Raw genomic sequence first — 14,688 nt, forward strand, 5'->3', positions numbered from 1 at the left:
ACGGTCTGGTTGGTAATTTCACTGGACGGCAGGAGGAAACCTGATGATTCCGCGTTTCATCGACCAAGTTGCCCGTATGGTCTCCGAATTCTTTGGAATGCTTCTGATTCCATAGTTGATCCGGCCAGGGTCCGGGGCGCTCCGCTGCTCCGGACTCGAGGGTGCTCCGGACTGGATGCTGCTCCGGATTTGAACCCGTATATTCGTCGGTTTCCTGCCGGACTTTCGCATGCTTCGGTGTGGGAGCCCAGTGCAAGAGATCGGCGAGATCCGGTCTCGGTTATTCAAGCCGATAGCGCGGGCGTCTCGGTGATGGCCGCATGGTAGCGATCCAAAATGACATCCGTGAGAGCCGGATGCGAGCCGAGTGCGTCGGCGTGGACGACTTCGGGCGCCGCGTGGAGCAGGCGGTCGGTCAGCAGGCCGGGCGCCAGGAACCAGGGCGCGACCAGGACGCGGTCGGCGCCACGGGCGTGTAGCCGCGAAATCGCCGCCACGACCGACGGTTCAGTGGTCGCGAAGCAGATCTCGGTGAGCCAGCCGGTGCGAGTGGCGAGCTGGGCGGCCACCTGCGCGGTGCGCGCATTGGCGGCGGCGGACGACGATCCGACCGCTGCGACGGCGACGCCGATCCGATGGCCGGGCGAGGCGTGCTCACCATCGCGGGCGGCGAGCACCCGATCACGCAGCGCGTCGATCAGCAAGGTGCCGGCGCCGAGAACAGCGGCCTGCGTCAACCGCAGCTGGGGATGGCGGGCGCGGGCGGCGGCCAGCAGACCGGGCAGATCAACCCTGGCATGGAAGGCGCTGCCGAGCAGCAGGGGCGAGACCACTGCGTGCGAATACCCTTGGGCGGCAAGAGAATCCACGATCTGCTCGACCGAAGGCGCGGTAAGGTCGAGGAATGCCGCGCGCACCTCGATGTCCGGACGCGCGGCAGCGACGGCCGCGACAACAGCCGAAACGGTCGCCGCGGATCGCGGATCGCGACTTCCGTGCGCGACGGCGATCAGCGCGGGCGGCCGTTCCGCGGTGACCCGCCCGAGTCTCGTTGGCGCGTGGTCGAACCAGGATGTCGTGCGGCCCACCGTGTTCGCGACCATCCGGGCGCCGAACGGGGCTCGCGATACCGCCATGTCAGGCTCCGGTGCCGACCTCGACCGCGGTCAGCACATCGCCGACCAGACCAGCGGCCAGCGTGTTTCCGCCGGCTGGGTCGATCAGCAGGAAGCTGCCGGTGTGCCGGTTCGCGCGGTAGTCGTCGGCCGCGATGGGCTCGGCGGCCCGCACCGAGATACGCCCGATGTCGTTGAGCTCCAAAGACTCCGGGCTCGGGTCGGGGGCAAGGCGCTGCTCGTCGAAGCGTTCCAGCAGCGCGCCGACGATCGCCTGGGTGGTCCGGGTGCCGTGCTTGAGCAGCAGCCGGGCGCCGGGGCGTAGCGGCTTGTCGCCCAGCCAGCACACGGTGGCGTCGAACGTGTCGATCGGCTCCGGCGCATCGGCAGCCGAGGCGATGATGTCGCCACGCGAGATGTCGACGTCATCGGTCAGGATCAGCGTGACGCTGCGGCCGGTCTGCGCCACCGCGAGTTCGCCGTCGGGGGTGTCGATGCGCTCCACGGTGGTACGAACGCCGGAGGGCAGCACGATGACCTCGTCGCCCGGCGCGACCGCGCCTGCGGCGATCTGACCCGCATAGCCGCGGTAGTCCGGGTGTTCGGCGGTGCGCGGCCGGATCACGTACTGCACCGGGAAACGCAGGCCCAGTGCGTGATTGCCGGTGCTGTCGGCGTCGACCGGCACCGACTCCAGGTGCTCGATCAGCGAGGGACCGTCGTAGTACGGGGTCTTGTCCGACCGGGTGGCGATATTGTCGCCGTGCAGCGCCGAGACCGGAATCTCCAGCACGTCCTCATCCGACCAGCCCAGCGTCCGGGTGAGCTCGTTGAACTCCGCGGAGATGTCGGCGAACACGGTGGCGGCGTCATCGACCAGGTCGATCTTGTTCACGGCGAGCACCAGTTTCGGCACGCCGAGCAGCGCGAGCACCGCAGCATGCCGACGGGTCTGCTCGATGACGCCCTTGCGTGCGTCGACGAGCAGGATCACCAACTGCGCGGTGGACGCACCGGACACGGTGTTGCGGGTGTACTGCACGTGCCCGGGGGTATCCGCGAGCACGAACGAGCGGCGCGGCGTGGCGAAGTAGCGGTAGGCGACATCGATGGTGATGCCCTGTTCGCGTTCCGCGCGCAACCCGTCCACGAGCAGCGAGAGATCCGGCGTGGCAAGACCTTTGTCCACCGACGCGCGGGTGACGGCGTCGATCTGGTCGGCCAGTACGGATTTCGTGTCGTAGAGCAGGCGTCCGACCAGGGTGGACTTGCCGTCGTCGACAGAACCGGCGGTGGCCAGCCTCAATAGGTCGGACATGTCAGAAATAACCCTCTCGTTTGCGGTCTTCCATCGCGGCTTCGGACACTCGATCGTCGCCTCGGGTCGCACCGCGTTCGGTCAGTCGGGACGCGGCCACCTCGGCCAGAATGGCCTCGTTGTCGGCCGCGTCGGAAAGAATGGCACCGGTGGAGGATCCGTCGCCGACGGTGCGGTAGCGCACCGAGCGGGTCTGCAGCACCTCGCCGTCGCGTGGGCCGCCCCACACGCCCGGGGTCATCCACATGCCGTCACGCAGGTACACCGGACGCTCGTGCGCGTAGTAGATGCTCGCCAGATCGATGTCCTCGCGGGCGATGTAACGCCAAATATCCAGCTCGGTCCAGTTGCTCAGCGGGAACACGCGCACGTGCTCGCCCGGCGCGTGGCGCCCGTTGTAGAGATTCCACAGCTCGGGACGCTGGCGCTTCGGGTCCCACTGCCCGAAAGCGTTGCGCAACGAAAAGATCCGTTCCTTGGCCCGCGAGCGCTCTTCGTCGCGGCGGCCGCCGCCGAACACAGCGTCGAACCGGTTCTCGCTGATCCCGTCCAGCAGCGGGACGGTCTGCAGCGGGTTGCGGATTCCGTCGGGCCGCTCGGCGAGGCGGCCGTCGGCGAGATAGTCCTCGACTTTCGCCACGTGCAGGCGCAGGCCGTACCGCTCCACGATCTTGTCGCGAAACTCCAGCACCTCGGGCAGGTTGTGCCCGGTGTCCACGTGCAGCAGCGCGAACGGCAGTGGAGCGGGCCAGAACGCCTTGAGCGCCAAATGCAGCAGCACGGTGGAATCCTTGCCGCCGGAGAACAGGATCACCGGCCGCTCGAATTCGCCCGCCACCTCGCGGAAGATATGGATCGACTCGGACTCCAGCGCCGCGAGCGTGTCGAAATCGCTGATGCCGAGCGAACGCTCGCTACGAATCGTTTCGGTCATGATTGATGCAACCCGCATTCGGTCTTGGCGAGGCCGGCCCAACGGCCGCTTCGCGGATCTGTTCCCGGCTCCGGCTTCCGCGTGCACGGAGCACAGCCGATGGACGGATACCCCTCCTCTACCAGGGGATTGACGAGGATGCCGTGGGTGGCTATGTAGTCCTGCATGTCGTCGTCGGACCATGGGGCGATCGGGTTGATCTTCACCAGCCCGAACGCCTCGTCGAACGAGATGAGCGGTGCGTTCGCCCGCGTCGGCGCCTCCACCCGGCGGATGCCGGTGACCCAGGCGTTGTACCCGGCGAGCGTCTGCTGCAGCGGGACAACCTTGCGCAACCGGCAGCATTCGTTCGGTTCGCGGGCGAACAGATCTTTGCCCAGTAGCTGATCTTGTTCGGCGACAGTGTGTTCCGGCTGGACGTTGACCACGTTCACGCCGTACACCGCTGCCACCGCGTCACGGGTGCCGATGGTCTCGGCGAAGTGGTAGCCGGTGTCCAGGAACAGCACGTCCACGCCGGCGCGAACCTCGGCGGCCAGCTGCACCAACACCGCGTCCTGCATGTTGGCGGCCACGATGTAGCGCGGGCCGAAGGTGTCCTCGGTCCATTGCAGCAGGTCGGTGGCCGAGGCGCCATCGAGTTCGGCCGCCCCGCGCGCGGCAATGGCGCGCAGCTCGTCCTCGGACAGCTTGTCCGCGAGTTCGGTTGTCACAGTTGATCTCCCGTCGACACTTATCTCAGGTCGGCCTCGTCGGCGCGTACCGCCCACTGCGCGAATCGTTCGCCGTCCGCGCGCTGCTTGACGAAGTTGCGCACCACCCGCTCGATGTAGTCGCCGAGCTCGTCGGTGGTCACCTTGTGCTGACGCAGCTTGCGTCCGAAAGCGCTGTCGAGGCCGAGGCTGCCACCGAGATGAACCTGGAATCCCTCCACCTGATTCCCGGTGCCGTCGTCGACCAGCTGACCCTTGAAGCCGATGTCGGCGATCTGCGAGCGGGCACAGGAGTTGGGGCAGCCGTTGATGTTGATGGTGATCGGTACGTCCAGCTGGGCATTGAGATCCGCCAGCCGCTGCTCCAACTCGGGCACCAGCACCTGGGAACGCTTGCGCGTCTCGGCGAAGGACAGCTTGCAGAACTCGATGCCGGAGCAGGCCATCAGGTTGCGCCGCCACAGCGAAGGGCGGGCTTGCAGGCCGAGCGGTTCCAGCTCGTCGATCAGCGCGTCGACCTTGTCGTCGGGCACATCGAGCACGATCAGTTTCTGGTACGGGGTGAACCGGATGCGGTCGGAGCCGATCCGCTCCGCCGCGTCGGCGACCTTGGTGAGGATGGTGCCCGACACCCGGCCCGCGATGGGGGAGAACCCGACGGCGTTGCGTCCGTTGCGCAGGCGCTGCACGCCGACATGGTCGATCGGCTTGGTCGGCTGCTGCGGCGCGGGTCCGTCGATCAGCTTTCGCTTCAGGTACTCGTCTTCGAGCACCTGCCGGAACTTCTCGATGCCCCAGTCCTTGACCAGGAATTTCAGCCTGGCCTTGGTGCGCAGACGGCGGTAGCCGTAATCACGGAACAGCGAGACGACGCCTTCCCACACGTCGGGAACCTCGTCCAGGGGCACCCACACGCCCACGCGCTGCGCGAGCATCGGATTGGTGGACAGGCCGCCGCCGACCCACAGGTCCAGCCCGGGGCCGTGCTCGGGATGCACCACGCCGACGAACGCGACGTCGTTGATCTCGTGCACCACGTCCTGCTGGCCGGAGATCGCCGTCTTGAACTTGCGCGGCAGGTTGGAATACTCCTTCTTGCCGATGTAGCGGCGCACGATCTCGTCGATCGCGGGAGTGGGGTCGATGATCTCGGTCAGCGACTCGCCCGCCAGCGGGGAACCGAGCACCACGCGCGGGCAGTCGCCACACGCTTCGGTGGTCTTCAGTCCGACCGCCTCGATCCGCTGCCAGATCTCGGGAACGTTCTCCACTTCGATCCAGTGGTACTGCACGTTCTCGCGGTCGGACAGATCGGCGGTGTCGCGGGCGAACTCGGTGGAGATCTCGCCGAGCGTGCGCAACTGGGCCACGTTGAGCGCGCCCGCGTCGCAGCGGATGCGCATCATGAAGTACTTGGCTTCGAGAATGTCGATGTTCTCGTCGCCGGTCCAGCTGCCGTCGTAGCCCTGCTCACGCTGGGTGTACAGACCCCACCAGCGGAACCGGCCACGCAGATCGCCCTTGTCGATGCCGTCGAATCCGGTCTTCGCGTAGATGTTCTCGATCCGGGCGCGGACGTTGAGCGGGTTGTCGTCCTTCTTGGACTGCTCGTTGGGGTTCAGCGGCTCGCGGTAGCCCAGCGCCCACTGGCCCTCGGCCTTGCGCCGCACGGGCTTTCCGGTCCGGGCCCGCGGCGCGGCGGGCGCCTCGCGGCGCGGGCGGTCCGGACGGACGCGGCGCTCGGAGGCGGGACGCTCGGGGCGGGCGAGGGGCCCCGGCCGGGATTCGGGCGTGGGCTGATCGGTCGGACCGGCGTCGGTGCTCGACGTCATGGGGGTCGCTCCTGCGGGGTGGGTGGAACATCCTGCTGAGGGCGTGAGGGGCTGACTCACGCCTACGGTGTCAGCGGACCGAGGAAATCGGGGATCGCCGGGGAGCCGGGATCGGGCGCCGCTGAGCTACCGGAGGGAACCGGGCAGACAGCAGGCGCTGCAGACGCGCTTGAAATCGACGTGGCGACGTGCCACCAGTCGTACTCCCAAAGCGCGCATGCGGCCTATTGTGCCACGTCAACGAGGGCCTTCCGACCCCATGGGCAGCATTTTCCGCAATATGGCGGGAAATCCCCTGGACGCTGGACCTCGTTTGTGACGGCAGTCATAGTCCGCGACTGCTCGGGGGCGTGTGATACGTCCGATCGGCCGGCTGTGACGCCACGCACGCCGCTCGACCTCGAGTCGGCCCGAGGGAGCGGGCCGGTTGTGCTGAGCGCAACGGCTATCGACACCGGCGCTGAGGTCGAAGCCATTCGCGCGGCGGTCGCTGGTTGGGCGGCGCTGAGCCGCCGGTCGCGCCCATCGCTGTCCTCGGGTCCCGGATGTCGGTGCCGACACGGTGACGTTCACACTGGACAGGTGAGTTCTTCCGCCCCCGCGTCTCTGAGCGCCACCGCCGCAGCACCGATGCTGCGCGATTTCGGGCGGGGACCGTTCGGGGTGTACGTGCACGTGCCGTTCTGCGCGACGCGGTGCGGATACTGCGACTTCAACACCTATACGGCGGGCGAACTCGGCACCTCGGCGTCGCCGCAGTCGTGGCTCGAAGCGTTGCGCGGTGAGCTGGCCACCGCCGCGCGGGAGTTCGCGGCGTTGCCGGCCGCGACACCGGAGGTCTCCACCGTTTTCGTCGGCGGCGGGACGCCTTCGCTGCTGGGCGGTGACGGGCTTGCCGCGGTGTTGGCTGCCGTGTGCGGCGAGTTCACCCTGGCCGCCGACGCCGAGGTCACCACCGAGTCCAATCCGGAATCCACGTCACCGGAATTCTTCGAGCGCATTCGCGCGGCCGGGTTCACCCGGGTGTCGCTGGGGATGCAGTCCGCCGCGGCGCACGTGCTGAAAGTGCTCGATCGCACGCACACCCCGGGGCGGGCGGTGGCCGCCGCACGCGAGGCGCGCGCCGCCGGATTCGAGCATGTCAATCTCGATCTGATCTACGGGACGCCCGGCGAGCAGGACGCCGATCTCGACGCCAGTCTGGACGCGGTACTCGGCGCGGGTGTCGACCACGTCTCGGCCTACTCGCTGATCGTGGAAGACGGCACCGCGCTGGCCCGGCGGGTGCGCCGCGGCGAACTGCCCGCACCCGACGACGATGTGCTCGCCGCGCGCTACGAACGCATCGACACCAGGCTGCGCGCGGCTGGGCTCGACTGGTACGAGGTATCGAACTGGGCGGCGAACGACGCCGCGATCTGCCGGCACAATATCGGCTACTGGGACGGCGGGGACTGGCTCGGCGCCGGGCCGGGTGCGCACAGCCATGTCGGCGGAGTGCGCTGGTGGAACGTGAAACACCCGGCGCGCTACGCGGACCGCGTCCGAGCGGGCGGCTTGCCCGCGGCAGGCTGGGAAGCGCTCACCGACGACGAGCGGTACACCGAACGGATCATGCTCGCCGTTCGCTTACGCACCGGCTTGCCCCTGAGCGACCTGGCCGCCACCTCCCAGCGCGCCGCCGACCGGGTGCTGGCCGACGGACTCGTCCGCCGCGCCGGCGACCGCCTTGTCCTCACCGACCGCGGCCGCCTGCTCGCCGACGGTGTCGTCCGCGACCTGCTCGTCTGACTTGCCTCGGCACCCGAACCGCCGCACCGCGATTCCCCAGCGCCATAAGGCATTTGCTCTGACGGATCGTCGTATCCGGCCACCTACAACACCTTCGGGCCGCAGCGCCGGAGGCCAGGCCCACCGCGAATCGGCCGGCGGACTGTGTCGGTGGACGACGCATTCCGTTTGCCTCGAAGGTAACTCGGCAGCGAGTCCATGCGGATGTCCGCGGCGACACGCATACCGGGACGTCGCTCGTGTACGAGTGCGTCACACTCGTCCCGGCCGACTCGAGGTCGGGGATTCGGGGATTCGGGGATTCAGCGAACTTCGCGTCCGGTTCGGGTTACGCGCCGCCGGTCGGCCACGTAGGCTGCGACCAACCCCAAGGAGACTCATGGCGTCGGCACGACACATCACTCTTATCCAGGAACCGGGCGAGTTCGCCGAAGCCCGGGCGGCGGAGAAAGCGGAGAACGCACGCCAGTGCGCGGTCGCCGCCCGCACCGTAGCCAGCTATGCGGAGGACGTCGCCGACTGCCAGTCGCTATTGGCGATGCTCGGCCTGGACGCCCGTGCGGGCAAGCAGGCCGGAGCCGCCGACCACGGCTGACTCGCTGACGCCGTCCGCGGCCAGCGCGACCCTGCGCCATTCCCGAGGTGAGATGCCGTAGGCGGCGCGAAAGCGCCGGGCGAAGTGGGACGGATCGCGAAAACCCCAGCGTCGTGCGATCGTCGAGATCGTCCGATGTCGGTGGTCGCGATTGGTCAGATCGGCGCGCACCTGCGCCAACCGCTGGCTGATGATCCACTGCTCGAGGCGGTACTCCGCGTGCGCGCAGATCTTGTACAACTGCCGGACCGACATGTTGTGCGCCTTCGCGATGTGTTCGGCGCCCAGACCGGGGTCGGCCAGGTTGCGCCGGACGTAGGCTCGGATGCGGGACAACAGGATGTCCGACGACGGGACGACAGCGCCGGCGTCATCGCTGCCCGCCGACAACAGCAGTCCCCGAATCAACTCGATGCTGGCGCAGCCCGACAGCGCGGCCGCCGGGTCGGCGCTGAGCGCATCGGCGTCGGCGGTCAGCTGGACGATGTGGTTGGCCACCAGCCGATAGTGTGGGCTGTCCTGCACCCGGCGCGCGGCCTGGCTGATCAGCTCGGCGGGTAGGCCGAGTTGATCGAGGGGCGCGAGCAGGCAGGTGGACGCACCGTCGCCGCGCCAGCCGAAGTCGTAGGGTGCGTTCAGGTCCATCACGTGCAGTTCTCCCGGCCGCACCACCCGCTCGACACCGCCCTGTTCGGACCGCCCGTCACCGGCCTGCTGCACCGCCACCGCCAGCACCGGCGCGGGTGAGCTGCGCACCTGTTTCGGGGTGCGGACGAGCTGGATCCCCGAGGTGCGGGCACGGAAGATACTCGCTTCGCCGAACTGCCACAGATCGAACGTGGCGTGCACCCGCTCCGCGGGCCCATCGAGCACGACGTGGGACGGCACCGACGCTTCCTGCATTGCCGTGGCCACCGCGTCCATCCGCTGGTGCGGTGCGATGGTGTCCGAATTGAACACAACCGTCATAGCAGCCTCCGTCGCAATTGGGACAGATTCGGCAATCTTCGCACGGACCCGCCCCTCGGGCCGTGCATTCTGAGCCGAAGATCGTGCACGGAGAGTCATTTCTCCGGTCGGCGCCCGTCATACGCTGTCGAACGGTGATCGGCAGGGCTCGACTCCCGTTTCGCCATAGGAGGCATGGTGGCGCGACCAGAATCACGTCCCGTGGCATTCGTTTGCTGGTCGGTGGACGCATTGCCCTCGACCTGGCCTCGGCGACCGGGCACCTCCGTCCGGTGCCCAGCGAGTCGTAGCCCGACATCCATTCCGGATCGAAGGGAGAGTCCATGCCAACGATCACAACCACTGATGGCGTCGAGATCTACTACAAGGACTGGGGTTCGGGACGTCCCGTGGTGTTCAGCCACGGCTGGCCGCTGAACAGCGATGCCTGGGACAGCCAGATGAACCTGGTGGCGAGCCGGGGCTATCGCGCCATCGCGCACGATCGGCGCGGTCACGGCCGGTCCGGCCAGGCATGGCACGGGCATGACATGGATCACTACGCCGACGATCTCGCCGACGTGCTCAACGAGCTGAACCTGACCGATACGATGCTGGTCGGGCACTCCACGGGTGGCGGTGAGGTCATCAGATATCTTTCTCGGCACGGTAGCTCCCGGGTGACGAAAGCTGTTCTGCTCGGCGCCGTTGCGCCGCTGATGGTGCGGACCGACGCCAATCCCGGAGGTTTGCCGATGGATGTCTTCGATGACATTCGCCTGCGTGTGGCCGCCGACCGCTCGCAGTTCTACCGAGAGCTGTCCGCGCCTTTCTACGGTGCCAATCGGGCGGGATCGACTGTCTCACAAGGGCTTCGGGATCATTTCTGGCTGATGGGCATGCAGGCCGGGCTGCCGGCCGCGCTGGACTGCGTCCGGGCCTTCTCCGAGACCGATTTCACCGCGGAGCTGCCGAGCATCGACATCCCGATCCTGGTGGCGCACGGTGACGATGACCAGATCGTCCCGTTCGCGGCGTCGGCGGCCGAGACCGTGAAGTTGCTGCCGCGGGCCGAGCTGACGGTATATCCCGGTGCGCCGCACGGCCTATGCGGAACCTTCGAAGCGGCGTTCAACGCCGACCTGCTCGATTTCCTGAAGAAGTGAGGAGACCCGAAGCGATGCGGCGCAGACGAACCATACGCGGCCAGATGGCCGCGCTCGCCATCGTGCTCGTCGCCGCCGTGTCCGGCGGCCCCGCCCAGGCGCAGACACTACCCACCATCGTGCTCGTGCACGGCGCCTTCGCCGATACCACCAGCTGGGATCGCGTCGCCGCGCTGTTGCGCGAGCGTGGCTATCGCGTGGTGACCCCGGACAACCCGCTGCGCGGACCCGCCTACGACGCCGCCGCCGTGCAACGCACGCTGGACACTATCGCCGGTCCGATGGTACTGGTCGGCCACTCCTACGGCGGCTTCGTGATCAGCAATGTGCACGACCCGCGGGTCGAATCGCTGGTCTACATCGCCGCGTTCGCGCCGGGACAGGGCGAGATCGCCCAGGCGGCCCTCGACCCGATCCGCTTTCCCGGCAGTCAGCTGCTGCCGCCCGCGCTGCAGGTGAAGATCGTCGACGACCCGCAGGGCATCGCGGGTAAGAATGTCGACGGTTACGTCGCGCCGGCGAGCTTCAACAGCGTCTTCGCGCAGGACGTCGACTCGGCGACCGCCGCCGACATGCTTGCCCACCAGCGATCCATCGCGTTGGCGGCCAATCTCGAACCGTCCGGCCCACCCTCCTGGTCGTCCACCCCCAGCTGGTATCTGGTCTCGGCCGGCGACCGGGTGATCCCACCGTCGTCCCAGCGATTCATGGCTCAGCGGATGGGCGCGCGGACCAGCGAGGTCGATTCCTCCCACGCGTCCCTGGTCTCGCAACCCGAATCTGTCGCGGCGGTCGTCGACGCCGCCGTGCCCCGCTGATCGCTACGCCGATTCGGACGTGTCGTCGGCTACCGATGAGATGCACGCGCGACGACACCGCCGGCTCGGGGTGGACCCGCACCCGTCGCGCAGCCGAACGATTCCACTGCCGACAAATTAGACTGGATAAACAGACGAATCGGGAATCCGCCTGAAACGGCTGGTGGGCACCGGTAGTTTGGCGCGACCGGAGACGAATGCGAGGAGGTGGGGCCGATGTCGAGCACTGACGACCGGCGCTTCGAGGTCCTGCGTGCGATCGTCGCGGACTATGTCGCGACCAAGGAGCCGATCGGCTCGAAGACCCTGGTCGAGCGGCATAACCTGGGTGTTTCCAGCGCGACCGTGCGTAACGACATGGCGGTGCTGGAGGCCGAGGGGTACATCGCCCAGCCGCACACCAGCTCCGGGCGGATCCCGACCGATAAGGGCTACCGGCAGTTCGTGGACCGGATTTCCGAGGTGAAGCCGCTGTCGCCCGCGGAGCGCCGGGCGATCATGGAGTTCTTGGAGTCGGGCGTCGATCTCGATGACGTTCTGCGCCGTGGGGTGCGGTTGCTGGCCCAGCTGACCCGGCAGGTCGCGGTGGTGCAGTACCCCACGGTGTCGGCGTCCACGGTCCGGCACATCGAGGTGGTCGCGCTCAATCCGGCGCGACTGTTGCTGGTGGTGATCACCGACACCGGTCGTGTCGATCAGCGCCTGGTGGATCTCGGCACCGTGATCGATGACGAGGATCTGGCCGCGCTGCGCGGCATGCTCGGCGGCGCGATGGACGGCAAGCGCCTGGCCACGGCCTCTGCCGCGGTCGCGGAGCTGCCCGAGCACGCGCCGGTGCGACTGCGTGACGTGCTGGTTCGCGTGGCCACGGTGCTGGTGGAGACCTTGGTGGAGCATCCAGAGGAACGGCTTGTGCTCGGCGGCACCGCAAACCTCACCCGCAACGTCGCCGACTTCGGCTTTCCGGGCTCGCTGCGCGCCGTGCTGGAAGCGTTGGAGGAACAGGTGATCGTGCTCAAGTTGCTGGCCGCGGCCCAGCAGCCGGGGACGGTCACCGTTCGGATCGGTGAAGAGACGCAGGTCGAGCAGATGCGCGGCGCGTCGGTGGTGTCGACCGGCTACGGCGCGGCGGGCGCGGTGCTCGGCGGGATGGGCGTACTGGGCCCCACCAGGATGGACTACCCAGGGACGATCGCCTCGGTGGCGGCTGTCGCCCGGTATATCGGCGAGGTCCTGGCCGAGCGCTGACGTGGCGCCACCCACGCCACTGCTACGCTCGAACTTTCGGCCGGATAAAGTTGAGTGCACAAGACTAATGCTGTGGTCCGCGTGCGCGCACGCGGCGGCACTGTCGAAAACGACCAAGGACTAGAGAACTCAAGTGGCACGGGACTACTACGGACTGCTCGGCGTCGCGAAGAACGCGACCGACCAGGAGATCAAACGGGCATACCGCAAGCTGGCGCGTGAGCTCCACCCCGACGTCAACCCCGACGAAGCGGCGCAGGCCAAGTTCAAGGAGGTGTCGACCGCCTACGAGGTGCTGTCGGATGCGGAGAAGCGGCGCATCGTCGACCTGGGCGGTGACCCACTGGAATCCGGCGCTGCCGGCGGTGCCGGGTTCAGCGGCGCGGGCTTCGGTGGTCTGGGCGACGTGTTCGAGGCGTTCTTCGGTGGTATGAGCGGATCGACCGGTGCGCGCAAGCCGCGCGGCCGGGTCCAGCCGGGCGCCGATTCGCTGATCCGCACCCGGCTGAGCCTGGCCGAGTGCGCGGTCGGCGTGACCAAGCACCTGACCGTGGACACCGCGATCCTGTGCGACCTCTGCCAGGGCTCCGGCGCGAATGGCAAATCCGGGCCGGTGCGCTGCGAAACCTGTGGCGGCGCAGGCGAAGTCCAGTCCGTGCAGCGTTCTTTCCTCGGCCAGGTGCTGACCTCGCGTCCGTGCCCGACCTGCCGCGGCGCGGGCGAGACCATCCCGGACCCGTGCCAGAAGTGCGGCGGTGACGGCCGGGTGCGGGCGCGCAGGGAGATCGCCGCGCCGATCCCCGCAGGCGTCGCGAACGGCATGCGGGTGCGGTTGGCCGCGCAGGGCGAGGTCGGTCCCGGCGGCGGTCACGCGGGTGATTTGTACGTCGAGATCGTGGAGCAGCCGCACGACGTCTTCGTCCGCGACGGTGACGACCTGCACTGCACCGTCCGCGTTCCGATGGTCGACGCGGCACTGGGCACGACCGTCGTGATCGACACCATCCTGGACGGTCCCACCGAGCTGACCATTGCGGCGGGCACCCAGCCCGGCGAGGTCGCCGTGCTGCGTGGTCATGGCATGCCGCGGCTGCGCTCGGGTGTGCGCGGCGATCTGCTCGCACACCTGGACATCGTGATTCCGGCCAAGCTGGACGGCAAGCAGACCGACATGCTGCGCACCTTCAAGGGGATGCGCGATCGCGAGCGCGCCGAGGTGATGTCGGCGCAGTCCGAGCACAACAGCGGATTGTTCGCGCGGCTGCGCGCGTCGTTCAGCGGGCGCTAGGTGGCCGCGACCGTCTTCTACCTCGACGAGGTGCCCGAGCCGGGCGCGATCGCGGTGCTCGACGGTCCGGAGGGCAGGCATGCCGCGACGGTGCGCCGCATCCGGGTCGGCGAGCCGGTCACACTCTCCGACGGACGTGGTGTGCTGGCCGAGTCGGACGTCGTGGCGGCGCACCGCGACCGGCTCGAGCTGGCGGTGCGCGCTCGGGTACTGGCCGCCCCGGCGGCACCGCAGGTGACCGTCGTCCAGGCGTTGCCCAAATCCGACCGTTCGGAACTCGCGGTGGAGTTGATGACCGAGGCCGGCGCGGATGTCGTCATCCCGTGGCAGGCGGCGCGTTGCGTCGCCAACTGGGAAGCAAAGGCGGCCAAGGCGGTCGACAAGTGGCGCGCCGCGGCCCGCTCGGCCGCGCGCCAGTCTCGCCGCGCCTACATCCCCGAAGTCGCCGACCTGCATCGCACCAAGGACCTGCTCGAGCTGGTCCGCAAGGCCACGGCGGACGGCGCGATCGTCGCGGCGCTGCACGAATCCGGCACCGCGCGCTTCGCCGAACTGCCCTTCGCCGACGCCGCCGAGATCGTCCTTGTGGTCGGCCCGGAGGGCGGGCTGGACGATGCCGAAGTAGCGGCCCTGGCCGACGCAGGCGCGAACGTCACCCTGCTCGGCCCTACAGTTTTACGTACGTCCACCGCGGCGGCCGTCGCCCTGGGCGCGCTGGGTGCCTTGACCTCACGCTGGTGAGAGCGGGTTCCGCGGCGCGGGTTCGACCACCGGTCCGTCGGGTTCCCGTATGAGCTGCGGTGCCGGTGTATCCCACGCGGTGCGGCGCTGCCGCGATTTCACCGAGGATCGGCGTGGGGGATCCGGTGCGCACCGAACCTGGTCGGCAGCTTATTTACTGGGCGGTGTCGGTGGGGCGCGT

Annotated in this window: 14 protein-coding genes; 7 read left to right on the forward strand and 7 right to left on the reverse strand. The window is 68.3% G+C overall.

Features of this window, described 5'->3' with window-relative positions:
• Positions 1 to 284: 284 nt before the first annotated feature.
• From ACT86A_RS01345 to ACT86A_RS01370, 6 genes are all read right to left on the reverse strand, one after another.
• On the reverse strand, positions 285 to 1,136 hold the full coding sequence (locus tag ACT86A_RS01345; RefSeq protein ID WP_445090103.1) for a sirohydrochlorin chelatase: 852 nt from the start codon (positions 1,134 to 1,136) through the stop codon (positions 285 to 287).
• A 1-nt stretch (position 1,137) separates the two neighbouring features.
• Positions 1,138 to 2,433 (reverse strand): sulfate adenylyltransferase subunit 1, encoded by a 1,296-nt coding sequence (locus ACT86A_RS01350; protein WP_445090104.1) that lies wholly within the window; start codon positions 2,431 to 2,433, stop codon positions 1,138 to 1,140.
• A 1-nt stretch (position 2,434) separates the two neighbouring features.
• A complete protein-coding gene (gene cysD, locus ACT86A_RS01355) occupies positions 2,435 to 3,367 on the reverse strand; it encodes a sulfate adenylyltransferase subunit CysD (RefSeq protein ID WP_445090105.1) in 933 nt (310 codons plus the stop codon).
• On the reverse strand, positions 3,364 to 4,080 hold the full coding sequence (locus ACT86A_RS01360) for a phosphoadenylyl-sulfate reductase (RefSeq protein ID WP_445090106.1): 717 nt from the start codon (positions 4,078 to 4,080) through the stop codon (positions 3,364 to 3,366). Before ACT86A_RS01360 ends, cysD begins: the two co-directional genes overlap by 4 nt.
• Positions 4,081 to 4,100: 20 nt before the next feature.
• Entirely contained in the window at positions 4,101 to 5,912 is a 1,812-nt protein-coding gene (locus tag ACT86A_RS01365) for a nitrite/sulfite reductase (protein WP_445090107.1), read from the reverse strand.
• A 126-nt stretch (positions 5,913 to 6,038) separates the two neighbouring features.
• Complete coding sequence (locus ACT86A_RS01370; RefSeq protein WP_445090108.1) at positions 6,039 to 6,131, reverse strand: Ms4527A family Cys-rich leader peptide; 93 nt, start codon at positions 6,129 to 6,131, stop codon at positions 6,039 to 6,041.
• A gap of 411 nt (positions 6,132 to 6,542) precedes the next feature.
• Here ACT86A_RS01370 and hemW point away from each other — a divergent pair, with 411 nt between their 5' ends.
• Entirely contained in the window at positions 6,543 to 7,703 is a 1,161-nt protein-coding gene (hemW, locus tag ACT86A_RS01375) for a radical SAM family heme chaperone HemW (protein WP_445090311.1), read from the forward strand.
• A gap of 379 nt (positions 7,704 to 8,082) precedes the next feature.
• A complete protein-coding gene (locus tag ACT86A_RS01380; RefSeq protein ID WP_445090109.1) occupies positions 8,083 to 8,298 on the forward strand; it encodes a hypothetical protein in 216 nt (71 codons plus the stop codon).
• On the opposite strand, the gene ACT86A_RS01385 is transcribed toward ACT86A_RS01380, so the two are convergent.
• A complete protein-coding gene (locus ACT86A_RS01385) occupies positions 8,233 to 9,267 on the reverse strand; it encodes an AraC-like ligand-binding domain-containing protein (protein WP_445090110.1) in 1,035 nt (344 codons plus the stop codon). The two genes, ACT86A_RS01380 and ACT86A_RS01385, sit on opposite strands and share 66 nt — an antisense overlap.
• A 323-nt stretch (positions 9,268 to 9,590) precedes the next feature.
• Between ACT86A_RS01385 and ACT86A_RS01390 the strand changes: the two genes are divergently transcribed.
• The 5 genes from ACT86A_RS01390 (at position 9,591) to ACT86A_RS01410 (ending at position 14,507) form a co-directional block, all read left to right on the forward strand.
• Positions 9,591 to 10,412 carry an alpha/beta fold hydrolase gene (locus ACT86A_RS01390; RefSeq protein WP_445090111.1) on the forward strand — a complete coding sequence of 274 codons (822 nt, stop codon included), beginning with the start codon at positions 9,591 to 9,593 and terminating at the stop codon, positions 10,410 to 10,412.
• A 14-nt stretch (positions 10,413 to 10,426) separates the two neighbouring features.
• On the forward strand, positions 10,427 to 11,230 hold the full coding sequence (locus ACT86A_RS01395) for an alpha/beta fold hydrolase (protein WP_445090112.1): 804 nt from the start codon (positions 10,427 to 10,429) through the stop codon (positions 11,228 to 11,230).
• Between the two features lie 216 nt (positions 11,231 to 11,446).
• On the forward strand, positions 11,447 to 12,478 hold the full coding sequence (gene hrcA, locus ACT86A_RS01400; protein WP_445090113.1) for a heat-inducible transcriptional repressor HrcA: 1,032 nt from the start codon (positions 11,447 to 11,449) through the stop codon (positions 12,476 to 12,478).
• Positions 12,479 to 12,611: 133 nt separating this feature from the next.
• Positions 12,612 to 13,766: a molecular chaperone DnaJ gene (gene dnaJ, locus ACT86A_RS01405; protein WP_445090114.1), complete on the forward strand. Its 1,155-nt coding sequence runs from the start codon at positions 12,612 to 12,614 to the stop codon at positions 13,764 to 13,766.
• Complete coding sequence (locus ACT86A_RS01410; protein WP_445090115.1) at positions 13,767 to 14,507, forward strand: 16S rRNA (uracil(1498)-N(3))-methyltransferase; 741 nt, start codon at positions 13,767 to 13,769, stop codon at positions 14,505 to 14,507.
• The last annotated feature ends 181 nt before the right edge of the window (positions 14,508 to 14,688 follow it).

It is taken from the genome of Nocardia glycosmidis (assembly GCF_052545115.1).